Annotated in this window: 21 protein-coding genes and 4 tRNA genes; 3 read left to right on the top strand and 22 right to left on the bottom strand. The window is 40.6% G+C overall.

The annotated features are described in order from the left end of the window. Positions 1–16: 16 nt before the first annotated feature. The 3 genes from J678_RS17750 to J678_RS17740 all read right to left on the bottom strand — a co-directional run bounded on the left by J678_RS17750 (position 17) and on the right by J678_RS17740 (position 4,066). Positions 17–1,246, bottom strand: coding sequence for a CaiB/BaiF CoA transferase family protein (locus tag J678_RS17750; protein WP_017393221.1), 1,230 nt, complete (start codon positions 1,244–1,246; stop codon positions 17–19). A gap of 51 nt (positions 1,247–1,297) precedes the next feature. After that, the gene (locus J678_RS17745; protein ID WP_017393220.1) at positions 1,298–2,620 is read right to left on the bottom strand and encodes an MFS transporter; all 1,323 of its coding nucleotides are present in this window, start codon (positions 2,618–2,620) and stop codon (positions 1,298–1,300) included. Positions 2,621–2,845: 225 nt separating this feature from the next. After that, on the bottom strand, positions 2,846–4,066 hold the full coding sequence (locus J678_RS17740) for an acyl-CoA dehydrogenase (RefSeq protein ID WP_017393219.1): 1,221 nt from the start codon (positions 4,064–4,066) through the stop codon (positions 2,846–2,848). A 239-nt stretch (positions 4,067–4,305) separates the two neighbouring features. Here J678_RS17740 and J678_RS17735 point away from each other — a divergent pair, with 239 nt between their 5' ends. Beyond that, a complete protein-coding gene (locus J678_RS17735; protein WP_001254611.1) occupies positions 4,306–5,253 on the top strand; it encodes a LysR substrate-binding domain-containing protein in 948 nt (315 codons plus the stop codon). A 104-nt stretch (positions 5,254–5,357) separates the two neighbouring features. On the opposite strand, the gene J678_RS17730 is transcribed toward J678_RS17735, so the two are convergent. Continuing rightward, complete coding sequence (locus J678_RS17730) at positions 5,358–6,533, bottom strand: zinc-binding dehydrogenase (protein WP_017393218.1); 1,176 nt, start codon at positions 6,531–6,533, stop codon at positions 5,358–5,360. 403 nt (positions 6,534–6,936) lie between these two features. On the opposite strand from J678_RS17730, the gene add reads away from it, so the two are divergent. After that, on the top strand, positions 6,937–7,932 hold the full coding sequence (add, locus tag J678_RS17725) for an adenosine deaminase (protein WP_017393217.1): 996 nt from the start codon (positions 6,937–6,939) through the stop codon (positions 7,930–7,932). 157 nt (positions 7,933–8,089) lie between these two features. On the opposite strand, the gene J678_RS17720 is transcribed toward add, so the two are convergent. From J678_RS17720 to rpe, 14 genes are all read right to left on the bottom strand, one after another. Continuing rightward, a tRNA-Pro gene (locus J678_RS17720) sits at positions 8,090–8,166 on the bottom strand. Between the two features lie 4 nt (positions 8,167–8,170). Then, positions 8,171–8,246: transfer RNA gene (locus J678_RS17715), tRNA-His, on the bottom strand. Positions 8,247–8,279: 33 nt separating this feature from the next. Beyond that, a tRNA-Arg gene (locus J678_RS17710) sits at positions 8,280–8,356 on the bottom strand. Between the two features lie 56 nt (positions 8,357–8,412). Next, positions 8,413–8,489 (bottom strand) — tRNA-Pro (locus J678_RS17705). Between the two features lie 142 nt (positions 8,490–8,631). Then, on the bottom strand, positions 8,632–9,696 hold the full coding sequence (gene nadA / locus J678_RS17700; protein WP_017393216.1) for a quinolinate synthase NadA: 1,065 nt from the start codon (positions 9,694–9,696) through the stop codon (positions 8,632–8,634). A 146-nt stretch (positions 9,697–9,842) separates the two neighbouring features. Then, positions 9,843–11,063 carry a bifunctional glutamate N-acetyltransferase/amino-acid acetyltransferase ArgJ gene (gene argJ / locus J678_RS17695; RefSeq protein ID WP_017393215.1) on the bottom strand — a complete coding sequence of 407 codons (1,221 nt, stop codon included), beginning with the start codon at positions 11,061–11,063 and terminating at the stop codon, positions 9,843–9,845. Between the two features lie 136 nt (positions 11,064–11,199). Then, on the bottom strand, positions 11,200–11,679 hold the full coding sequence (locus tag J678_RS17690; RefSeq protein ID WP_017393214.1) for a methylated-DNA--[protein]-cysteine S-methyltransferase: 480 nt from the start codon (positions 11,677–11,679) through the stop codon (positions 11,200–11,202). Positions 11,680–11,690: 11 nt separating this feature from the next. Continuing rightward, positions 11,691–12,011, bottom strand: a complete 321-nt coding sequence (locus tag J678_RS17685; RefSeq protein WP_002115842.1) for a DMT family transporter — start codon at positions 12,009–12,011, stop codon at positions 11,691–11,693. Between the two features lie 148 nt (positions 12,012–12,159). After that, positions 12,160–13,155, bottom strand: coding sequence for a cation transporter (locus J678_RS17680; protein ID WP_017393213.1), 996 nt, complete (start codon positions 13,153–13,155; stop codon positions 12,160–12,162). A gap of 28 nt (positions 13,156–13,183) precedes the next feature. Continuing rightward, entirely contained in the window at positions 13,184–13,939 is a 756-nt protein-coding gene (locus J678_RS17675; protein ID WP_017393212.1) for a copper resistance protein B, read from the bottom strand. Further along, entirely contained in the window at positions 13,926–15,860 is a 1,935-nt protein-coding gene (locus J678_RS17670) for a copper resistance system multicopper oxidase (protein ID WP_017393211.1), read from the bottom strand. The genes J678_RS17675 and J678_RS17670 overlap by 14 nt, the downstream gene beginning before the upstream one ends. A 40-nt stretch (positions 15,861–15,900) precedes the next feature. Beyond that, positions 15,901–16,296, bottom strand: a complete 396-nt coding sequence (locus J678_RS17665) for a hypothetical protein (protein ID WP_017393210.1) — start codon at positions 16,294–16,296, stop codon at positions 15,901–15,903. A 101-nt stretch (positions 16,297–16,397) separates the two neighbouring features. After that, positions 16,398–17,219, bottom strand: a complete 822-nt coding sequence (locus tag J678_RS17660) for a Cof-type HAD-IIB family hydrolase (protein ID WP_017393209.1) — start codon at positions 17,217–17,219, stop codon at positions 16,398–16,400. A 355-nt stretch (positions 17,220–17,574) separates the two neighbouring features. Further along, positions 17,575–18,261, bottom strand: a complete 687-nt coding sequence (gene rpe / locus J678_RS17655) for a ribulose-phosphate 3-epimerase (protein ID WP_004710471.1) — start codon at positions 18,259–18,261, stop codon at positions 17,575–17,577. 184 nt (positions 18,262–18,445) lie between these two features. On the opposite strand from rpe, the gene J678_RS17650 reads away from it, so the two are divergent. After that, positions 18,446–18,718 (top strand): DUF2218 domain-containing protein, encoded by a 273-nt coding sequence (locus tag J678_RS17650; protein WP_000843452.1) that lies wholly within the window; start codon positions 18,446–18,448, stop codon positions 18,716–18,718. A 3-nt stretch (positions 18,719–18,721) separates the two neighbouring features. Here the strand turns inward: J678_RS17650 and fghA are convergent, their stop codons facing one another. The 4 genes from fghA to tsaB form a co-directional block, all read right to left on the bottom strand. Then, entirely contained in the window at positions 18,722–19,567 is an 846-nt protein-coding gene (gene fghA / locus J678_RS17645; protein ID WP_017393208.1) for an S-formylglutathione hydrolase, read from the bottom strand. Continuing rightward, positions 19,536–20,987, bottom strand: a complete 1,452-nt coding sequence (locus tag J678_RS17640; RefSeq protein ID WP_017393207.1) for a C13 family peptidase — start codon at positions 20,985–20,987, stop codon at positions 19,536–19,538. Before J678_RS17640 ends, fghA begins: the two co-directional genes overlap by 32 nt. A 136-nt stretch (positions 20,988–21,123) precedes the next feature. After that, on the bottom strand, positions 21,124–21,915 hold the full coding sequence (locus J678_RS17635) for a class I SAM-dependent methyltransferase (RefSeq protein WP_031955840.1): 792 nt from the start codon (positions 21,913–21,915) through the stop codon (positions 21,124–21,126). 11 nt (positions 21,916–21,926) lie between these two features. Continuing rightward, on the bottom strand, positions 21,927–22,592 hold the full coding sequence (gene tsaB / locus J678_RS17630) for a tRNA (adenosine(37)-N6)-threonylcarbamoyltransferase complex dimerization subunit type 1 TsaB (RefSeq protein WP_017393205.1): 666 nt from the start codon (positions 22,590–22,592) through the stop codon (positions 21,927–21,929). Positions 22,593–22,720 lie beyond the last annotated feature (128 nt).

The following is a 22,720-nucleotide window of genomic DNA, read 5'->3' as shown; positions in this document are numbered from 1 at the left end:
ATAGATCAGATTTTGATTAAGCAATTTTTCCATCAATAATGCCTTTCTCTTTTAATGCAGCAAGTTCTTCTGCTGTTTTAAATCTCGATAAGATTTGAGCAGTATGTTCACCTAGCTCTGGCGGCGCATGATGATATTCAACGGGAGTATCAGACAGCTTAATTGGTGAGCCTATGGTTTGGAAGTTTTCATTTAAATGATGAGGAATATTCACCACCAAATTACGATGGACGATTTGTGGTTCAGCTAAAGCATCTTCAATAGAATTGATAACACCTACGGGTACTTTAAGCGCATGAATCATGTCGACCCACTCTTTGGCAGTTTTCTGCAAAAAGTGCTCCGACAATAAAGGAATCAATTCATCTCGATATTTGACGCGGTCTTGGTTACGCACAAACTTTTCATTTTCAAGTAGTTCTGGATAACCAATCGCAACACACAAGTCTTTAAACTGTTTGTCATTACCACAAGCAATAATAAATTCTTTATCTTTAGCCTTAAAAGTTTGATACGGCACAATACTCGGGTGTTGATTACCCATGCGTTGTGGCGCTTTACCCGAAGCTAAATAATTCATTCCCTGATTTGCTAATGCCGCGACCTGTACATCAAGGAGTGACATATCAATATATTGACCACGCCCTGTGTGCGAACGTGCAATCAGTGCCGCTTGAATGGCTATGGTTGAATACAATCCCGTTTGAATATCTACCACAGCCACACCAACCTTTTGTGCGCCACCACCTGCTACATCATCAGGCTCACCAGTAATGCTCATTAAGCCAGACATACCCTGAATAATAAAATCATAACCGGGTTCTGCTGCACGTGGGCCATCTTGCCCAAAACCAGTAATCGAGCAATACACAATATTTGGGTTGAGCTCACTTAAGGAAGCATAGTCCAAACCATATTTAGCCAAAGACCCTGTCTTATAATTTTCAATTACCACGTCGGCAGTCTTGGCAATTTCATAAATTAAGGCCTGACCTTCGGGTGTGGTTATATCTACCGCAACCGAATATTTATTACGGTTAGTACACTGAAAGTAGCCAGATTCACGGGTCATGTTTCCGTCTTGATCAGGCATCCATGGCGGTCCCCACATACGGGTGTCATCACCGACTCGAGGACGTTCAATTTTAATCACTTCCGCGCCAAGGTCTGCCAAGATTTGCCCACACCAAGGCCCTGCAAGTACACGACTTAAATCTAAAACTCGAATTCCTTGTAATGCACCCATAACGATACCCTTATCTTTTTAGAAGGTGCTAATGCACCTCCCTGTCATTGTCTATGATTGTCTTTGTGGATCGTACTGACGATCTTTAATGAATAAGCCTGGCAATACCCCTGCAACAAAATACGCAGCACCCATCACAATAAAGGCCATGGCAAAAGTTCCACCCGATGCCAAGAAACCAATGGTGGCTGGTGCAATCGCTGCCCCGACACGACCAATGTTATAAGCACCGCCAATGGCTGTTCCGCGTACATCGGTTGAAAAACTTTCAGCCATATAAGTCGCATTTACACCGTATGGAATGCCATATAAGAAGCCAAAGGTGATTAATAAATACAAAATATTGTCAGGGGTATTGAAGAAAATAATGATTGGCAAAAACACAGCGCTGGCAATTGTTCCAAACACAAAAACAGCACGGCGGTTAAATTTATCAGCAAGATAACCCGCTAAAATTTTGCCTAGAATCATTGCTGTATATGAACCCACCATATAACTGGTTAAATTTTTAAAGTTCATATGCACTTCTGTTTCTAAATAACTTGGCATCCAGTTGTTAATGCCGTAATAACCAAACTGCAAGAAGAATGCTGTGGTCATCCACAACAAAAACATTTTACGGTGCTTAAAATTATTAAAAATTTGCTTATAAATGCTGCCACTTTTCGGCTTTTCAGCCACCACTCTTTCTTTAGGTTGTCTATTGCCTTGCAAGCTTTCAATTTTGGTGAGCTGCCAAGATTTTGGCTCTGGCACAAATCGTTGTAGGAAAATATTAACAAAAGCAGGCACCACGGTCAGGAAGAATAAAACGCGCCAGCCATGATCTGGAATAATTGCGCCAGCTAATAACGTTGCAGCAATATAACCTACGGTCTGGCCCGTCTGTAGCGTGCCCAATACCGTTGTACGGTACGTGGTTGGCACATATTCAGCCATTAAGGTATTACAAGCCATATAAAGTGCCCCAATACCTAAAGCACCAATAAAACGTAATGCCATAAATTGCTCAAAGCTTTGCGTAAAACCCAATAAACAAGTCGCTACTGAAAAGAAAGTCACCGAGTTGGCAATGGTTCGTACACGACCAAACTTGTCACATGCCCAGCCACCCAAAATACCGCCAATACCCATCCCTGCTAAAGAAGCACTACCTAAGGCACCTGCCTGAAAGGTACTTAAACCAAACTCTGCCTTTAAGCTGGTCAAGCTATAAGACAGCAGCATAATATCTATGCCATCGACCACCATCGCAAAATAGGCAAATAACAACGCCCATTTCCATGTATTTGGTCCAATCTTTTCATATGTTCCAAGGTTACTTGGAAATGTATTTCTTAATTCTTTCGATATTACTTGAACGTCATTGTTCATCTTTAGTTCCTCATTTTCCCAAATGAGTCATCGATAGCTTACTTATGTTTTCTGTATGACTTAATCTTCTATATTTTCATCATTTTACGTTTAGTTTTAAGTACACAGAGGCACATCTTCACATGAGTATCCTTACGATGAATCTTGTCATTTTCCATAAATTTTTGCGTAAAAATCCCTAAGGTGCTCCCGAAAGAACACCTCGATCTGTTAAAAATTAATGAGTTAGTTACTAAATGCTGCGATACCTGTTTGTGCACGACCTAAAATCAAAGCATGAACGTCATGTGTACCTTCATAGGTGTTCACGACTTCAAGGTTAACTAAATGACGTGCCACCCCAAACTCGTCACTAATGCCGTTTCCGCCCATCATGTCACGTGCCATACGAGCAATATCAAGTGCTTTTCCACAGTTGTTACGCTTAATTAGAGATGTACCCTCAACTGATGCAATGCCTTCATCTTTCATACGCCCAAAACGTAAAGCTGCCTGTAAACCCAACGCAATTTCAGTTTGCATGTCTGCCAGCTTCTTTTGAATCAATTGATTTGCAGCCAACGGACGACCAAATTGTTTACGGTCCATGGTGTATTGATGTGCAGTATGCCAGCAGAACTCCGCAGCACCCATCGCCCCCCATGCAATGCCATAGCGGGCACTATTTAGGCAGGTAAACGGACCTTTTAAACCTCGAATTTCAGGGAATGCATTTTCTTCAGGTACAAAAACGTTATCCATCACGATTTCACCCGTAATCGAGGCACGTAAACCGACCTTGCCATGAATAGCTGGCGCAGATAGCCCTTCCCAGCCCTTTTCTAAAATGAAGCCGCGAATATCACCCACATTACCTTCAGCAGAAACTTCTTTTGCCCAGACGACAAATACATCGGCAATCGGGCTATTGGTAATCCACATTTTGGCGCCACTTAAACGATAACCACCGTCAACTTTTTTAGCACGGGTAATCATACTACCTGGGTCTGAACCATGATCAGGTTCGGTCAAACCAAAACAACCAATGTATTCACCAGTAGCAAGTTTAGGTAAGTACTTCTGCTTTTGCTCTTCGGTACCAAACTCATGAATTGGAACCATCACCAATGAGCTTTGCACGCTCGCCATAGAGCGGTAGCCCGAGTCGACATATTCAATTTCGCGCGCAACCAAACCATAACTCACATAGTTCAAACCCGCGCCGCCATATTGCTCAGGAATGGTTGGCCCCAGTAAACCGAGCTCCCCCATTTCACGGAAAATAGATGGATCTGTTGTTTCATGACGAAATTGTTCAAGTACACGTGGTTGCAAACGTTCTTGACAATAGGCATGAGCCGCATCACGAATCATGCGCTCATCTGGGCTAAGCTGTTGCTCAATTAAAAATGGGTCTTGCCAATTAAATTGAACTTTTGCTTTTTTTGTTGTCACCATGTGATTCATCGCATCCTCTGCTTGATTTGATCTTCTTACTCGATGTTATGCGTGAAAAATGCAGTAATCAAACGATAAATGTTCATGCAGATATGCGACTTACGCATATTTAAAATGAGTTACGTTAAATTTAACGATTTAATTCGTTGTATTTCATTAAAAATGGCTTATTTTTATACTAAACTCGGATATCTGCATTTAGGTCATATGCTGTTTTGAAATATGATGACAAATAAAAGGATTTATTTATGCGAAGAAGTATCCCGTCCATTCAGGGTCTAATTTGCTTTGAAAGTGCAGCAAAACATCTAAGTTATACCTATGCTGCGCAAGAGCTATGCATTACCCAAAGTGCAGTTTCGCGCCAAATTCAGCAGTTAGAAGATTTCTTGGGCGTTGAACTCTTTATACGTACTCGGCATGGCGTCGAGCTAACCATTGCAGGACAACAATATTTTAAAAGCATTAAACCCTATTTATTGGGTTTAGAGAAATGTACAGCCGATGTGATTTCTCATAAGGGTTTAGGTGGCACACTAAAATTAGGTGTGGTTCCTACCTTTGCAACGCGATGGTTATTACCCAAGCTCCATCTTTTAAATCAAAAACACCCTGAAATTACGGTTCACTTAGAGACCAGTACCAAGCCCTTTTTATTTAACGACAATATTTTTGACGCTGCTATTTTTGCAGGTACGCAGCAGCAAATTGACCATTGGCCCGGCATACAAGCGCATTATTTAATGGATGAAGAAATTGTACCTGTATGCTCGCCCAGACTTATCGAAAAGTATTTTCCAGATGCTGTGATGATTAATGAAAATACCTATGATTTAAGCCCAGAAGATTTATTAAAAATCCCTTTACTACAACAAACCACTCGACCTAGCATTTGGCAAGAATGGTTTCTCACTCATCAGATGCAACACCCTAAACCTTTTGATGGACAACGCCATGAGTTATTTTCAATGCTTGCGGTTGCTGCCAGTCATGACATGGGAATGGCTCTAATTCCGCAAATGTTGATTGAGTCTGAACTACAAAAAAAAGAACTGGTGATTGTTTCCAATAAGAAACTAAAAGGTAGCCGAAAATACTATCTCATCCATTCAAGCCAAGACATAACCCCAACCATTCAAAAATTTGTTGAATGGATTTACCAAGAACTAGAACAACTAAAGACTAATACGAATTAGCTGAGCAGCCCTGATTTATGTCAAATATTGCGATCTATAACCATAAAAAAGATTGTGATTAACCAAATCACAATCTTTTTAGTTAAGCGTAAATAACTTTGAAATTAATGACTCATTAATTGAATATCTGAACCACTACGTTTCGGATCAATCAGAATCTTGGCATGCTGTTCAGGGTCACGTAATGCCTCAAATGCACTCGTAACACCTTCTAGGCCAACAACACCGGTAATGAGCCGTGAACAGTTCACTTTACCTTCTGCAATCATATGCAGCGCATCTCGAAACTCAAGCGGTGTATAGCCCAACACAAACTGAATTTCTAACTCTTTATTAATCGCAAGTGCTGGTTCTATTTTGTCACTTTGCATGCATACACCCACCCCAACAATTCGGGAAAACAAAGGTGCACCTTCAATAATTTGCTGCAAAACACCCGGCACGCCGACGCACTCAAAAATAACAGGACGTTTTGGCAGAGCGCCCAATTTATCAATCATGCGCCATCCATGCCACCACGGTAAGCGAGTCGCTTGCAACTTATCAAACACCCCCATGCCCATGTTAATCGCATCTGATACATTGCCAAGCAAACCAAACTCCTTCCAGTTGGCAAATGGCGATGTCTCTTTAGGGTCTACCACAATATCGGCACCGCATTGCTCGGCAAGCTTACGGCGGTTTGGTGAAAAGTCACTGGCAACTACAGTTTTAACCCCAGCCGCCTTAAGCATTAATATGACACCTAGCCCAACAGGACCGCAGCCAATCACAATCGCAGGTTCACCAGTTTTTACACGGCTACGGCGAACAGCATGCAATGCAACTGCCATAGGTTCAGTCATGGCAGCACTATCTGCATCTAGACCATTCGGTACTTCAAACATCAAGCTCGATTGAGCCAATACTTGCTCGGCATAGCCACCCGAAGCATTTGGGGAAAGTCCCGTAGACAAATAACCATGCTGATCTACATTCAAAAGCGGCATTGCACAAACGAGTGTATCCGCTTTAAATTTATGACGTGTTTTTGGGCCGTAGTCCAAAACCTTGCCGCAAAACTCATGTCCTAGTACAAACGGGTCTGTAGACTTCGCTAAACCATTAAACCCTACACGTGCAGCCAAATCATGCATGTGGTCGCAGTGGTGCTGCATATGTAAATCTGAACCGCAGATCCCACATCGCACCACTTCTAACAAAACCTGCCCTTTTGCAGGTGTTAAGTTCGGTTGGTCCACTACTTGCAATGTTGCTTGATGACAAAGTACCGACTTCATTTGAGTGCTTCCTATTTCTTCTTTTTCATTTACTTGCCAGAAATAGATTTCTACAGATAAATTAATCGCTTTATCGGTTTGGTCTTTAGCAAGCCTTTATTCATCTTTACAAGTAAAAGCCAAAATACCAATGACCATTCTTCAGCCAATCTACTCTTGAAGAGTCAACAAAAAAACAGGCTCAGCGAAATTAAAAACAATAAAAATCTTGGTGCTTGTATCTTACACAGACTGCGTTATCTTCTTAGGCCAGAACAATGTCATCAAAATTAAAACTTATACAAATATAGTAAGTGCAAAAAACTCAACTCAACGCTTTTCACAAAAACATAGCAAAACCAAACTTTTATCAGTGGCTCTAAACAGGCATGATGAACTGATACGAACAGATAAGAAGAAATCTATGATTACAAAAACGCTCCCGCTTACAGATATACATCGCCACCTTGATGGCAACATTCGCATTCAAACCATTTTAGAATTGGGGCAACAATACAATTTAGATTTGCCTGCTTACGACATTGAATCTTTACGACCACACGTACAAGTGATGGATAACCAACCAGACTTATTAAGTTTTTTATCGAAGCTCGATTGGGGCGTAAAGGTATTAGCGAGTCTAGATGCCTGCAAACGTATTGCTTTTGAAAACATGCAGGATGCAGCACAGCAAGGCCTAGACTATGTAGAACTACGTTTTTCACCAGGTTACATGGGTATGACCCATCAACTTCCACTTGAAGGCGTAGTTGAAGCTGTGATTGCTGGCGTAAAAGAAGGCAGCCAAGCTTACGGAGTAAAAGCGAATTTAATTGGCATTATGAGCCGTACTTTTGGCCAAGAAGCCTGTGAAAAAGAATTAAACGCCCTACTTGCCCATAAAAATGATATTAAAGCGCTGGATCTCGCTGGAGATGAGCTTGGTTTTCCGGGCAATTTATTTATTGAGCACTTTAAAAAAGCACGTGATACAGGTTGGTACATTACCGTACATGCAGGCGAAGCTGCCGGCCCAGAAAGTATTTGGCAAGCCATTGAAGAATTAGGTGCCGAACGGATTGGACATGGTGTTAAAGCAGTTCAAGATTTAAAACTTCTAGATTATTTGGCTAAACACCAGATTGGTATTGAATCTTGCCTCACCTCAAATATTCAAACCAACACAGTGCCTTCTTTAGCAGAGCATCCATTAAAGACTTTTTTAGAACATGGTGTGCTTGCCACCATTAATACAGATGACCCCGCTGTTGAAGGCATTGAGATACAGCATGAATATTTAACTGCTGCCCCATTGGCAGGTTTAAGTCCTGAGCAAATTTATACAGCTCAAGAAAATGGACTTAAAATCGCATTTTTATCAGAACAAGAAAAAGATGAGTTAAGGCAGAAATATCAATAGCAGAGAACAGAACTTATTTAAACAAGTTCAAATATTGGAGTGTGTATGAATTAAAATTTAAATATATAAAAAAAAAAAAATTCCTTCTATCTGTAAGACTAGAAGAAATTATTTTTAATATTTGGGATATTTTAGAAAGCTTGAACGCTTTTAAATATGGTCGGAGCAGTAGGATTCGAACCTACGACCCCCTGGTCCCAAACCAGGTGCACTACCAGGCTGTGCTATGCTCCGAAATTGGGGTGAATGACGGGATTCGAACCCGCGACAACTGGAATCACAATCCAGGGCTCTACCAACTGAGCTACATCCACCATCAAATAAGTTCTATGTACCAAGCTACCAAATGGCGCGCCTGACAGGATTCGAACCTGTGACCATCCGCTTAGAAGGCGGATGCTCTATCCAACTGAGCTACAGGCGCTTAACCGATGATGCTTATCATGCGATACTTCGCCGATCTTAAAATATTCTTTTAAGTGGTCGGAGCAGTAGGATTCGAACCTACGACCCCCTGGTCCCAAACCAGGTGCACTACCAGGCTGTGCTATGCTCCGATCTATCTCAGCTTTTGCTGTATCGCACATCGTGCGGTACGGTGTGCATTCTAGGCGCGACGCCCTCAGACGTCAACACCTATTGTCAAAAAAAGTTAAAAATCCTTATCAAATGTATATTTAACAAGCATTTTGAGGATTTTTAACGTTTTAACGATGCACTAAAGGCTAACATTCGATCTAAAGGCATTTTGGCACGTTCAGCAAGCGCTGGATCAACGTGTATTTCTTGATCGCCTTTTTGTAAAACTTCTAAAATTCCCTCGAGTTCATTCATTGCCATCCACGGACAATGAGCACATGAACGACAAGTTGCTCCCTCACCCGCTGTTGGAGCTTCAACTAAAATCTTATCTGGTACTGCTTGCTGCATTTTGTAGAAAATACCACGGTCAGTTGCCACAATGAGTCTTTCATTTGGCAAAGTCTGTGCAGCTTTAATGAGTTGAGAAGTACTACCTACCGCATCGGCAATTTCTACTACCGACTCTGGCGACTCTGGATGTACCAATACAGCCGCATCTGGATACAGTGCTTTCATGTTGGCAATGCCACGTGCACGGAATTCTTCATGCACAATACATGCGCCATCCCAAAGCAACATATCTGCACCAGTTTTCTTTTGAATATAGCGACCTAAGTGCTGATCTGGTGCCCAAATAATTTTTTCGCCCAAACTGTCTAGGTGCTCAACAATTTCAACTGCACAGCTGGAAGTCACTACCCAATCCGCACGTGCTTTAACAGCAGCCGATGTATTGGCATAAACCACTACGGTGTGGTCAGGGTGTTGATCACAAAATGCTGTGAACTCATCGACTGGACAACCTAAGTCAAGTGAACAAGTTGCTTCAAGTGTCGGCATCAGGATTGTTTTTTCAGGAGACAGAATTTTAGCTGTTTCTCCCATAAACTTAACACCAGCTACAACCAGTGTAGAGGCTGCATGATCTCGTCCAAAACGGGCCATTTCTAAAGAGTCAGAAACGCATCCACCTGTTTTTTCTGCAAGTTCTTGTACATCGGGATCGCAATAGTAGTGAGCAACAAGGACAGCATCACGTTTTTTGAGCTCTGCTTCGATCTGTGCAAACTTTTGTTGTTTTGCTTCTTCACTTAGGCGGTTGTCTTTTGGTTCACCTAAACGGTCTAAATGCGCTTGTACAATGTTTTTTGCATCGTTGGCAATTAAAGTCGCATCACTCATAAAACGTCTTCTCTATCCTTCATGCTGGCATACCTGCTCGCATATAACGTTACTGCTTAAATGATTTACTAAATTGAATCATTTAATATCAAAAGATGGGGCTAATAAAAAAGCCTCTTTGTCGAGGCTTGATTATAACTGAATATTTACGAACGGTAATCTGCATTAATCTTGACGTAGTCGTAAGATAAATCGCATGTGTAGACTGTGTCCTTGGCTTGACCGCGACCTAAATCAACGCGAATGGTAATTTCGGTTTGTGCCATAACGCGCGCACCCGCTTCTTCGGTATAGTCCTCGGCTGCACCACCATCTTTACAGATTTGAACGTCATCTAACCACACCTGAATTTTAGACACGTCTAAGTCTTTCACTCCTGCATAGCCAATTGCCGCTAAAATACGTCCCCAGTTCGGGTCAGATGCAAACAGTGCAGTTTTAACGAGTGGAGAATGTGCAATGCTATACGCAATGTCACAACACTCTTGAATATTACCACCACCCTCTACAGCAACAGTAATGAACTTGGTCGCACCTTCGCCATCACGTATAATTAACTGTGCTAAACGGTTCATGAGACGAGCAAGCACTTCTAATACTTTTGCGTAGCGCACATCGCTGTCTGATGTAATTTCAGTGCCACCAGCCTGACCAGTCGCCACAAAAATACAAGAGTCATTTGTTGAAGTATCACCATCAATGGTAATACGGTTAAATGAATGCTCAACCGTTGTCTTTAATAGCTTTTGGACTAAATCGCGGCTAATAGGCGCATCTGTAGCAACAAAGCTCAACATGGTTGCCATGTTTGGACGGATCATTCCAGCACCTTTACTAATACCAGTCATGGTATAAGTAATGCCATCAAGTTCAAATTGTTCAGATGCACCTTTAGGAACTGTATCTGTCGTCATAATGCCAGTTGCTGCATCATTCCAAGCAGCATCTTGTACACTATTTAATGCAGGTTGAAGACCAGCAAGTAAACGTTCCATTGGAAGCTGCTCACCAATCACCCCTGTAGAAAACGGAAGTACTTCAAAACTGTTCACACCAGCAAGCTCAGCTAACTTCGCGCAAGTAGCTTGAGCATTTTTTAAGCCTGTAGGTCCAGTACCCGCATTGGCATTACCTGTATTAATTACTAAATAACGAGGATTGCCTTGAGCAAGATGAGCTTTAGAGACATGAACAGGTGCTGCACAGAAGGCGTTTTGAGTAAATACACCCGCAACATTTGAACCTTCTGCAAACTCAAAAATGACTAAATCTCGTCGGTTTTGGTAACGTACATATGCTTCTGTTGAGCCAATTTTTACACCTTTTACCACATGCATTTGTGGCATTGTTACGTCGCCGACAGCCATTTTTAGAACATCCAGAGTTTGTTATGAAAAGATCAATATTTCAGAAAATAGCGAGGTCATAAAACCCGCTTTATATGAAATATCAGTATTGACAGCTTATTAGAAAAGCCTGAAAAAATCGAGCGCTAAAAATAGCTTATTTTTGCTCTAATTTTAATAAAATATCTTTCTTATCAAGACCACCAGCAAAACCCACTAAAGCGCCACCCGCGCCAATGACTCGGTGACAAGGTGCAATAATCGAAATTGGGTTTTTACCATTGGCAGCCCCTACTGCTCGCACTGCTTTTTCATTTCCAATTTGAACAGCAATTTCTTTATAACTTCTTGTTTCGCCATAAGGAATGCTGAGTAATGCGGTCCACACCTGTTTTTGGAATGCTGTACCTTCAAAATCTAATGGCAATCTAAATTCACGGCGTTTGCCTTCAAAGTATTCTTTTAACTGTTGCTCAGTTTTTAATAAAACCGGATGCTCAGCTTGTTCGACCAGCTCTGCCAGTCGAACACGTTTTGGATTTTCATTGTCCCAAAGTACTGCCACCAAAGCATTTTCATTCGCAACTAGTTTTAATTGCCCAACAGGCGAATTGATATACTTATAAGACAGCAACATACTTTATCCTTTTAAGATGGAGACGAAATTTTCATTAGAACCAGTCCCGATACAATCAGTACAGCGGCAATCATTCTCATTGCACCAATAGGCTCATGAAGAAAAAATATACCGACTAAAAATGATCCAATTGCACCTATGCCTGTCCAAACCGTATAAGCAGTACCAAGAGGTAAAGTTTTCATTGATATTGAAAGTAGAACTACACTCAAAATCATAAAAACTACGGTAATAACACTAGGGGTTAAACGTGTAAAACCTTCAGACATTTTCATAGAATATGCCCAAATGATTTCAAATACACCTGCTAAAATTAAAATAGCCCAAGCCATAACATTCACTAATTTTTATAGTGTCAGGTCGTCCCGACATGATTACCCATTATGGGGGAGGTCGTTCCTCCTTATGTGAAGACTCAGTTTACTTTAAAATAAAAAATGAAGGCAAACCCGAACTCAAGCTTGCCTTTATCAGAAAATATTATTCATTTTTGAGTTGTAGAATTTTCCGAGCACCATTTAAAACAAACAAAACAATAATCAATCCAATAATTAAATCAGGATAACGAGAGCCAGTGATTGCAACTAATATTCCCGCAATAATGACACCTAAGTTTACGATGACATCATTGGCAGAGAATATATAACTCGCCTTCATATGTGCCCCACTCTCCTTATGATCTCTCATTAAATAAAGACAACTAACATTGGCTGCAAGCGCTAAACCACCAATTAAAATCATGAGAATTGAAACAGGTTCACTGCCGTATATAAAACGACGTAATACATCAACTAACACAATCATGGCTAAGCCAAACTGAAACCATCCAGAAATATGTGCAGCCTTTAATTGAGCATTGAGGTTTTTTCCTACCACAAATAAAGCAATTCCATAAATTGCCGCATCGGCAAACATATCGAGTGAGTCAGCAATTAATCCTGTTGATGACGCAATGATGCCTGCCATAAATTCGATAAAAAACATCACTGCATTAATAAGTAACAACCATTGTAAAACCTGTTTTTGTGCTGCATTGGCTGAAGAGCTAACACGTACCTTTTTAGGCTTTTCAATGGGTTCATAGTGAGGTTGAGTTTGCTGTAACTCTGCCCCTAAACCTAGGCGTTGCAGACTGTGGGTAATTTTTTCAGCTTCTGTACTGTGATACACCGCTAAATGCCGAGCAGGCAAATCAAATTCAAGTTCTTGAATATGGCCAGCATAAGGTGCTAACGCCATTCGCACCATCTGCTCTTCTGCTGCACAATCCATGTGAGGAATATGGTAATAACTCACCCATTGGATTTTATTTGCCATAGATTCACTCGGCATAGAATATTCCTGAGTTGCTACGCTTGAACACCCACAGCTTGAGCAGCTTTTATTTACATTTATTTGATTCTCTTGTTTTTCTAAAGCCATCTTTGCACCATAACTGACACAAAAAACAATGCCATTAGTATAAACTAATGGCATGTCATTAAGCTTACTTTTTGTTCAGCAATTAAAATTTTAGTGTTAACCCTGCACCATAATACCAACCATTTTCAGAGTCGGTTCCAGTTTGCCAAGCAGTTTGTTTTAAACCTTTTTCATAACCATAACCGACATCAACAAATGGCATGACCTTTTTATTGATTTCATAACGGGTTTGAAACCCTGCCTGTAAACTCGATAATCCCGTTTTACTGGCATAGCGAGATTCATCTTGCAAAACAACGTTTGCTTTTAAATAGGGCTTACCAATCAACTTTTGGGTAAAGAGTAAGTCCCTTTCAGTCTCTAGGCTCAACTTCCATAACTGATCTTCACCTGCATAAAGATAAGCATCGGTTTCAAAAAAGTAAGGCGCCATGCCATGTAAACCCACTACACCAGCCCAACGTTCTTGCTTTTCGTCTTCCCGTTGTAAACGTTCATAGTTTACCCCAGCCTGTAAATCCCAATAATCAGCTATATTGCGGCTATAAAGTACTGAACCGCCATAATTGGCATCTTCCGACTCGGCCTTTTCAACATGGGCTTTAATGAATAATTTATTTTCATCCGTTCCCACCCAGCTTTCCAATTCAGAAGAAAAACTGCCTTCACCCTTTTCATTTTGAGTCCAGCCAGTATCAATCTTAGTTGCTTGATAAACCTGTCCACCATGTTCGCGTAAATGATCGTGTGTTAAAGGTTCTTGAGCAAAAGCAAATAAAGATATACCCGAGAAAGCACCGCAACATATCATTTGAGAAAATAACTTAGTGATGCGCATGACTAGCTCCTTTCCCATTTTCAGATTGAACAGGTGGCTGTGATTGAGCTGGTTGTTGGCTGTCATTTACTTGAGCAACAATCAACTTATTCATCATTCCAGCACTCATGTGATAGAGCAAATGACAATGAATCGCCCATTCTCCCAAAGCATCGGCTGTCAATAACGCAGTAACGGTCTTTCCGGGTGGAACAATAACGGTATGTTTATTTGGTAAGTTTTCAGCTTGTTGACCATTTTCCAATTGCATAAACATGCCATGTAAATGCATTGGATGAGCCATCATGCTGTCATTTACAAACTTCAAGCGAATACGTTCGCCATATTTAACTTGTAATGGTTCAGCTTCGTTAAATTTCTTACCATTAATAGTCCAGATATAACGCTCCATGTTGCCCCCTAAACGAATGACTAATTCACGCTCGGGCGCACGAGTATCTGGCTGCGGTGTTAAAGACTGCAAATCACTATATTGCAGTGTTTTCATCCCCGCTGGTGTTGAAGCATTTGCCCAGCCATAAACGGGTTCATCTTTTTTGGACTTATTCTCAGATTGCGCAGGCATCTCATGATTCATATTCATCATAGCGTGGTCATGCTCGCTAGCTGCCATTGCCTGCATATCATGCTTCATTTCAGACATCGCTGACATGTCATGCTTCATTTGCATCATGGAATGATCATGTTCGCTAGATGACTTATTTTTCATGTCATGATCCATATTTATCATTGTAGAATCATGATTAGCATGGTTCGCTTCTTTTTTCATTTCAGGCATGGCCGACATGTCATGTTGCATGTTCATTTGATGGCCAGCATGTTCATCACTTGCCCCATCCCCATGACTCATGCCCATATCTTCCATGGTTAATAAAGCGCGTGGACGTGATGCTGGGATTTGAACCGGCCCTACTTGGGTATTTTCATCATGCAGGGTACCAATAGCAAAACCACTGCGGTCAATAGACTCAGCTTCAATCTGATAATTTGCTTGTTTAGGTTCTACAATGACATCGTAGGTTTCGGCTGTACCAATACGAAACTCATCAATTGAAACAGGTTTAACTGGCTGTCCATCTGCACTCACGACATTCATTTTTAAATTTGGAATTCTGACATCAAAAAAAGACATAGCTGATGCATTAATAAATCGCAATCGAACCTTATCGCCCGCTTTAAAATTACCTGTCCAGTTTTGCTCTGGTGTCTTGCCGTTAACTAAGAAAGTATAACCCGTCACATCAGACATATCGGTTTTTAACATCCGCATCTGATTCCACATCGAACGATCTTGCCAAGTTGCTTTTAAGCCTTGTGCTTTAACTTGCTTCCAAACATCAGATACGGTTTCACGGCGGTTTTGATAATACTCAGCAGATTTCTTTAAATTCTTTAAAATACTATCGCTAGAAGACTGATGAAAATCTGAAAGCATCACCACATAATCACGGTCAGTTTTTTCATGCGCCGCAACTGGTATTTTGCCTTTTGGGTAAATCACAAGCGGCCCATATAAACCATCTTGTTCTTGGCCTTTACTGTGGGCGTGATACCAATATGTGCCATTTTGTTTCACCTTAAAACGGTAAACAAAATCTCCGTTTGGCGCGATTCCTTTAAAACCATTGAAACCGGGCACACCATCCATTAACCCAGGTAGTAATAAGCCATGCCAATGTAAAGAGGTATCTTGATTCTTTAATTGGTTATGAACATGAATAACAGCCTCATCCCCTTCCTCAAACTCAAGAAGTGGGGCTGTAAATTTTCCATTTACGGTAATTCGTTTAAGGGGTTTGCCCGTAACATTGACCTGTTGTTCATTAATATTAAGGTGATATTCCTTAATTGCCGCGAGGGTCCATGGTGAAACCAATAGACCAAATACAGCGATGAGGCTGCTAATTGTTTTATGAGACATTGCTGTAATCCTTTTAACTAAAAAAATAAGTAAGAAAGGATTAAGCTTTTGGTGGACGTAAGATTTCTTGCCAGTATCCAGCTAAATGCTGTGCCTGATAAATACTACTAAATTGAGATGTACTAGGAATAAATGATGTTTCAATATCTGGTACAGCTTGCTGTGAAGCCAGATTCACCATTTGACAATGCACTGGGTTACAGTCTTGGCAATGTTCACCATGTTGATGAGAAACTTTAACCATAGATTGATGACATATCGCCTGATCATCAGCTTGAACATGCATAGTGTGATGTGTCATTTGTTTACTATGGCATGGCATTGTATGAAGATCATGCTGCATAGGCATCTGAGCAACAGACACGCCACTCCACCCAATGACCAAAATCATTAGGAACACAAACCAAGCATACTTGCGTAAGTGTTGCAGCGTCATCATTTATTGCCTTGAGCAATCCATTTATCTATGGGGTATAAGCATAACCAAGTTTTAAAACAGATACAATTTTACATCTTAATTGATTGTTTTTATGGTCATTAAGCAAACGGAGGTTGATGCTGAAGAACTAAATCAATCACTTCTAGTGCACCTTCTCGTTCATTACTTCGTGTTGTATAAGGTGCTACTGCTTTTAAAGCTTCAATAGCATTTTCAACCGCAAACCCATAACCTGCTGCTTTGATCATCTGGATATCATTATTGTTATCACCAATCGCAACCACTTGACTGGCTTCAATCTGCCATTTTTGTAGTAATAGCTTCAAACCATGCGCTTTATGTTGATCTGGAAGGATCAAATCAATAAAACCAAAGCCACTAGAAACAGGCACTAAAACCTTATCTGCTACGAAGCTTTGCTTCTGAAAATGTTCAAAAATTGCAAAACTTTCGTTTTCCTGAGCAGTAAAAGTAATTTTACACACCAGATCATCTAACGCATAAAAGTCATCGATAACTGTCAGCTTCTCAAAATATCGAGCGACTTTAGCGTAGTTCTCTGCATTCATACTCCTGTGTACATAAGCACTCTGTTTCCCACAGATCACCATGGTCGAGGTATACGCAGGGTCAATCGCTTTTAGAATCTTACTAAACTGTTCTTTGCTTAAATGAGCAAAAGCGAGTTCTTGCCCTGCATCTACAACATGTGCGCCATTTTCTGCAATGAAAGTAATTTCATGATTAATTTCTGGAAAATAAGTAACAAGCTTTGCAAGTTGGTTACCACTGGCCACCACAAAATGAATATTATTTTGTTTTAGTTGTTCATACTGTTTTAAAAAACGTGCTTTGTTGTACTGCTTCTTAGAATTAAGAAAAGTCCCATCCATATCTACCGCTAAAATTTTTACTGTCATTAATGATCTAGGTCTCTTACTAAAATCTTATTAAATCAAATTTAGCTTTACTTTTCATGACACTTTTACAGTTTTCTATCTATTATGTTTTAAAAGTTTTACACAGCTCCATCTCATTTTTTGCACAGGTCATTTTTTAGCAAAGCTTAATAAAAAAACAGACAATAAAATATCCAATACGTATAAAAAAAGAACGCCAAAGCGTTCTTTTTTCATATATTTTGTGTAGAGAGTAAACGGTTGATCTCTTTTTGTTTATTTTACCAACATTTTATCCATACGGTTATCAACACAGTTATCCATAAAGTTATAAACAAAGTTATCCACAAGTTTACTCTCAGCTTAATAAGCTTTTTTAAACGCTCACAGTACCAACTCTAGCAAGCTCTGCACGCATTTGATCAATTACAACTTTATAATCTGGTTGACCAAAAATTGCTGAACCAGCAACAAACATATCTGCACCAGCTTCTGCAATTTCACGGATATTTGCAGGACCAACACCACCATCTACTTCTAAGCGAATATCTCGACCACTTGCATCAATAATTTTACGAGCTTCACGTAATTTTTCTAAAGTCATTGGAATGAACTTTTGTCCGCCAAAACCTGGGTTTACACTCATTAATAAAATTTGGTCAACTTTATCAAGTACGTAGTCCAAATAATGTAATGGGGTTGCTGGATTGAAAACTAGACCTGCTTTAGCACCACCAGACTTAATAAGCTGTAGTGAACGGTCAATATGGTGAGATGCTTCTGGGTGAAACGTAATAATATCTGCGCCAGCTTCTAGGAAATCGCCAATAATACGATCAACTGGAGATACCATTAAATGCACATCAATAGGAGCTTTAACACCATATTTTTTTAGAGCCTTACACACCCCTGCACCAAAAGTTAAGTTTGGAACATAGTGATTATCCATAACGTCAAAATGCACTACATCTGCACCTGCAGCTAACACTTTGTCTACATCTTCGCCTAAACGAGCAAAATCGGCAGATAAAATAGAAGGAGCAATCAAATAAGGCTTGGACATAGGTGGATGACCTGGCTAGAAGTTTAAGGAGAGGCTAAAAATTATAACAAAAAAGAACCTAGTTGGCCCGCTCTTCCTTGCTTAAATGGCAACATTTCAAACTTGCAACGTAACGTTGCTACTATAGAATGCTAAGTGCCAAACGAATTTGTTAAGGTACATTAAACCAATGTGAGGATTGATAATGAAAAGCACAACTCATCTATTAACAAATGATGGTAAACGCATTGCAAAACGTCTAGTTAATCATTGGAAACATAAGTTTGAAGTACAAGAAACTGAGCAAGATTTTAAAATCTTAATGCCTACAGCAACCATTACGCTTGCACCAGAAACAGAGCAATTAAATGTTGCTATTGATAGCCAGTTAGATGACCATGACCACTTGGAAAAAGTTGTCCTTGATCATCTAAACCGTATGGCTCAACAAGAATTTCAGGTGGAATGGCAGCACTAATTATTAGCCAGCGACCTTTTCCAACTGGATTGCATGAAACTGTAAGTGCTCATCCATAAAGGTCTGGATAAAATAATAGCCATGATCATAGCCAGCATGTTGTCTTAAAGTTAAGGGCTGTCCTGCTTTTAAACATGCTTGCTTAAATTTTTCAGGGTGAAGTTGTTCATAAAATTGATCATCCAATCCCTGATCAACCAAAATTTCGCTAAAAACTGCACCATTTTTTAAGACTAAAGCTGTAGCATCATGAGCCAACCAGCTATCGCGGTCTGTACCTAAATAATGGCTAAATGCTTTTTCACCCCATGCACATTCACTTGGCGCGCAAATCGGTGCAAATGCAGATACCGACTTAAACTTGTCAGGATATTTAAAAGCTAAAGTTAAGGCACCATGGCCACCCATCGAATGTCCGAAGACACCAACTTGTTTAGCATTTACCGGAAAACTTTTTAAAATGAGTGGATATAGCTCATCAATTAAATAGCTTTCCATCTGATAATGCTCAGACCAAGGCGCTTGCGTTGCATTAATATAAAAGCCAGCACCTTGCCCTATATCCCAATGGTCACCTACAGCGACTTGTTCACCACGAGGAGAAGTATCTGGTGTAATCAGTATGAGGCTAAGCTGTGCGGCCATGTGTTGTGCATGGGCTTTGATTGCAAAAGTTTCCTCAGTACACGTTAAACCCGCTAAGTAAAACAAAGTTGAGCAAGGTTTACCTTCCAAAGCTGCAGGTGGCAAATAAACACCAAACTTAGTAGAGCCCTTTAATAATTGAGAATCGAACTGGTAAATGCGCTGCTCACCTTCAAAGCAGCGGTTTTTTTGCAGGAGTTGCATCGTTTTTAGCCTCTGTTTGTGTTTGAGCAATATTTACACTACCTGTGCTTTGCTGTGGGAAAAGATATTTTTCCAACTGAGGTAGCATAAGCTCCATATTCTTACCAATCATCCATTGCGGCTCTGAAGGTTCTACACCTTGAGCGACTTCCCATTTGGTTACGGTTTGCTTAGCGGCATTAAACGAATCTTTCATAGAAGACTGCTCTCGCATCGCCAAATCAAAGAAAGCTCGTCCAAAATAAGTATAGTCAGCTTCGTTATTACAACCGAACGAAGTTTTATCCGCAGCAGATGCCGTAATAATTAATGTATCAGGTGACTGTAACGCCGGAATAAAGCTTCCCGAGTAACAGGCGGAAATGACAATTACACGCCAACGGATCCCCGCTTTATCGAGCGTTTCACGTAACCATTTCGGATCGACTTGCCCCAAATCTAGAGGCGCATTTTCAATTTCAAAATGGTTTTGTTCACCATGTGATGTCATATATAAAAAGAGCACATCACTGTCACGATTCATTTGCTGGCCCATACGGCGTAGAGCCAACTCTATACTAGTTTTAGACGCAATCGGAATTTCGGTTCGAGTATCTGGATTATTGACTAGCATCATCGAACGTCCGACAGTGCCGAAACGTGTATCGAATTGTTCTTTAATACGAACCACTTCCGATTTAAAAACGTCTTGATAACTGTCGCCTGCAACACCCAAGAAATACCAATGACTTTTCGCTAGCTCACCATATTGAACTTGCTCTAAAGCATCATGAAGTAATTTACTTTGTGCATAAAAAGCATCTTCGGCAAAAGTAGGTGGAGAATCTTCCACTTTCCAAATAGGCTGATCTTTTACGGAAAGTTGCCAAACCACCATGGTCGCAATGGTCGCAACCATAACCAATGCTCGCTCCCACCAAGGCCACTTAAGCTCACGTGAGAATACCCAAATGACCGCCAAACTTTGCCACACAAAAAGTGCTACAAACAAACCGGGTAAAATACCGTTATAAATAGCGTCGGGAACAAAGTTCAAATAACCATTAGAGCCCAGATATTGAATTAAACATTGAATTAATAAAATATTGGTATCTAAAACTAGCCACAGTAAGGCTGGAACTAACATTAAACGCGGCTGATTAATACGCTGTGATAAAAAAATACCAACAATAAGCGCAATAAAAGGCCAGAGTGCGTACCCAATTAGGCCTTGGGAGTTAAAATCACCCATTTGACCAGCTACGAGCCAGCTATAAAGTGAGTTGGTACATCCGCCTAATATTCCCCAAACTATAAGTTGAAGAATAGAGGGATGTACGATCTGTAAGGAACGTCTTGACCCCAAAAATAACCACATTCCGGCAAGCTGGTTACTTTTAAAATCATGCCAAAAGTTAATGGAGGGTTTGAGATCAATCATAAAAAGGTTTCAAAAATTTCGTTTTTGTCAGGCATCATAAGTGTATGCCTGCTAAGAATTTTAGCAATCATGCTTTTGAACTATATCACATATATTTGTGCATTATTCAAGCAATAAAACTTAACCTTACATAAGCTTACTTAAAGTAAGCATCAAAACGACAAGCATCCCCCTGCCACTGATGAGCTGGCTCTTGATTTGCTAAGAAAACAGCATGGCGTGGACGTTTTACAATCACTCGCTTGGCAACTTTTTTGGCCAAATCAAGCAAATTATCTCCCAAATCCATTTCTCCATCTTCGGGTAAAAGTAAATGCAAAAGCTGCATCTGCTTTTTGACCTGGGCTTGTTTTTTAATTGCTTGTTGGTTTTGGTCGCGCTGTGGGAACATCGGGTCAAGGTAGACTACATCAACCGTTTGTGCGTCTTGATCTAATTGCTGTAAATAGCTTGCAGAGTCAGCAAAGATTAGTTGAATACGATCTATAAATTGACTTAAAAATGGATCACGCTGTGCCTGAGCTTTTGAATCTTCAAGTAAAGTAAATAAAATCGGATGACGCTCAACAAGCTGGATTTGGGCACCCAGATAAGCCATAAGTAAGCTGTCATGACCTAAGCCCGCTGTAGCATCGACCAGTACTGGCTTTTCCCCTAACTGACAAGCACGAGCAATCATTTCCGATTTAAGACTTGCTCGTTTTAAACGTGGGATTTCAGCTTTCCAGTCAGGCTGCATTTTCATGCCGTTCGCAGATAACCAAAGTCCGTTTTCATCTACACAAAGTGCTAATTCAGGATTTAAACGTAAAAAACGGGCATTGAGCTTTTCAATCGGCTGTAAATCGGCAGCCACGCCTCTAGAAGAAAGCACAGCTTGGTAATGCTGTGCTTGTTCTTGAAAATCCACTTCAAAATATATATGCATGCGCAGTGCCTTTACTTTGCTTTACCCTGATCCGCAATTTTTTTCCATGCATCATCACGCAAGTAAACCGGTAAAGCATGTTCAGCATCAACCCACTGCTTTTGGGCAGCATAGACACGTGCAATCGAAGCAATGTCTTGTGCAGTGGCAGTGATTGTTTGATACTCTGCATCAGCTTGAAGAAGTTTAGCACCTGAACCAATCAAGCAATGCTTTGCATAGGCAGCCGCTTGCTCGTAGTTCATTAATTTTTCTTCATCGATACACTGCATGATGCCTTGCTCATCTAGAACAAAACTTGCAATGTAAACTTCGTTCATACGTGCATCGAGTACCGCAGTTACCTGCTCTAAACCTTCAAGTCGGTAAGCCGCTTGTGCGAGAGCTTGTAAGGTAGAAACGGGAACCACAGGTAAATCTTGTGACCAAGCTAAAGCCTGAGCAACAGCAGCATTAATTCGAACACCACTAAAAGAACCCGGCCCTCGGCTAAAGGCAATTGCATCTAAACCAGCTACGTCAAGTTCGGTTTGTTGTAACCCTTGCTCAATCATTGGCAGAATGGTCTGAGTTTGTGCTTTCGCTCGCGTATCGAGTTGGAAAAAGAGTTCTTGGGTTTCATTGATTAATGAAATGGAACATTGCTCGTTTGCAGTTTCCAACGCCAGCAGTTTCATGCACAACCTTAGTATTCAATCAGATTAAAAACGGAAGTAATGATACCCCACTCGGCCCTGTTAGGCGAGTTGTTCCTATCTAAATAAAAATGCCAAGCGAGTGCTTGGCATAGAAAATATCTTACTAA

Origin of the sequence: Acinetobacter sp. 1424608, from assembly GCF_000588255.1 — a bacterium.
GTDB classification, from domain to species: domain Bacteria; phylum Pseudomonadota; class Gammaproteobacteria; order Pseudomonadales; family Moraxellaceae; genus Acinetobacter; species Acinetobacter nosocomialis.
Note: the sequence above shows the minus strand (reverse complement) of the source record. Positions and strands in the feature narration are given on the sequence as shown.

Bases quoted from the DNA above. Each gene is read 5' to 3' on its own strand.
- J678_RS17685 (WP_002115842.1), bottom strand. From the start codon at position 12,011: ATGGCTTGGGCTATTTTAATTTTAGCAGGTGTATTTGAAATCATTTGG.
- J678_RS17750 (WP_017393221.1), bottom strand. From the start codon at position 1,246: ATGGGTGCATTACAAGGAATTCGAGTTTTAGATTTAAGTCGTGTACTT.
- J678_RS17730 (WP_017393218.1), bottom strand. From the start codon at position 6,533: ATGAAGTCGGTACTTTGTCATCAAGCAACATTGCAAGTAGTGGACCAA.
- J678_RS17660 (WP_017393209.1), bottom strand. From the start codon at position 17,219: ATGACAGTAAAAATTTTAGCGGTAGATATGGATGGGACTTTTCTTAAT.
- J678_RS17680 (WP_017393213.1), bottom strand. From the start codon at position 13,155: ATGCCATTAGTTTATACTAATGGCATTGTTTTTTGTGTCAGTTATGGT.
- fghA (WP_017393208.1), bottom strand. From the start codon at position 19,567: ATGCAACTCCTGCAAAAAAACCGCTGCTTTGAAGGTGAGCAGCGCATT.
- J678_RS17650 (WP_000843452.1), top strand. From the start codon at position 18,446: ATGAAAAGCACAACTCATCTATTAACAAATGATGGTAAACGCATTGCA.
- J678_RS17740 (WP_017393219.1), bottom strand. From the start codon at position 4,066: ATGAATCACATGGTGACAACAAAAAAAGCAAAAGTTCAATTTAATTGG.
- J678_RS17670 (WP_017393211.1), bottom strand. From the start codon at position 15,860: ATGTCTCATAAAACAATTAGCAGCCTCATCGCTGTATTTGGTCTATTG.
- J678_RS17690 (WP_017393214.1), bottom strand. From the start codon at position 11,679: ATGTTGCTGTCTTATAAGTATATCAATTCGCCTGTTGGGCAATTAAAA.
- J678_RS17640 (WP_017393207.1), bottom strand. From the start codon at position 20,987: ATGATTGATCTCAAACCCTCCATTAACTTTTGGCATGATTTTAAAAGT.
- nadA (WP_017393216.1), bottom strand. From the start codon at position 9,696: ATGAGTGATGCGACTTTAATTGCCAACGATGCAAAAAACATTGTACAA.
- argJ (WP_017393215.1), bottom strand. From the start codon at position 11,063: ATGGCTGTCGGCGACGTAACAATGCCACAAATGCATGTGGTAAAAGGT.
- J678_RS17635 (WP_031955840.1), bottom strand. From the start codon at position 21,915: ATGCATATATATTTTGAAGTGGATTTTCAAGAACAAGCACAGCATTAC.
- J678_RS17665 (WP_017393210.1), bottom strand. From the start codon at position 16,296: ATGACGCTGCAACACTTACGCAAGTATGCTTGGTTTGTGTTCCTAATG.
- J678_RS17675 (WP_017393212.1), bottom strand. From the start codon at position 13,939: ATGCGCATCACTAAGTTATTTTCTCAAATGATATGTTGCGGTGCTTTC.
- tsaB (WP_017393205.1), bottom strand. From the start codon at position 22,592: ATGAAACTGCTGGCGTTGGAAACTGCAAACGAGCAATGTTCCATTTCA.
- J678_RS17735 (WP_001254611.1), top strand. From the start codon at position 4,306: ATGCGAAGAAGTATCCCGTCCATTCAGGGTCTAATTTGCTTTGAAAGT.
- rpe (WP_004710471.1), bottom strand. From the start codon at position 18,261: ATGTCCAAGCCTTATTTGATTGCTCCTTCTATTTTATCTGCCGATTTT.
- J678_RS17745 (WP_017393220.1), bottom strand. From the start codon at position 2,620: ATGAACAATGACGTTCAAGTAATATCGAAAGAATTAAGAAATACATTT.
- add (WP_017393217.1), top strand. From the start codon at position 6,937: ATGATTACAAAAACGCTCCCGCTTACAGATATACATCGCCACCTTGAT.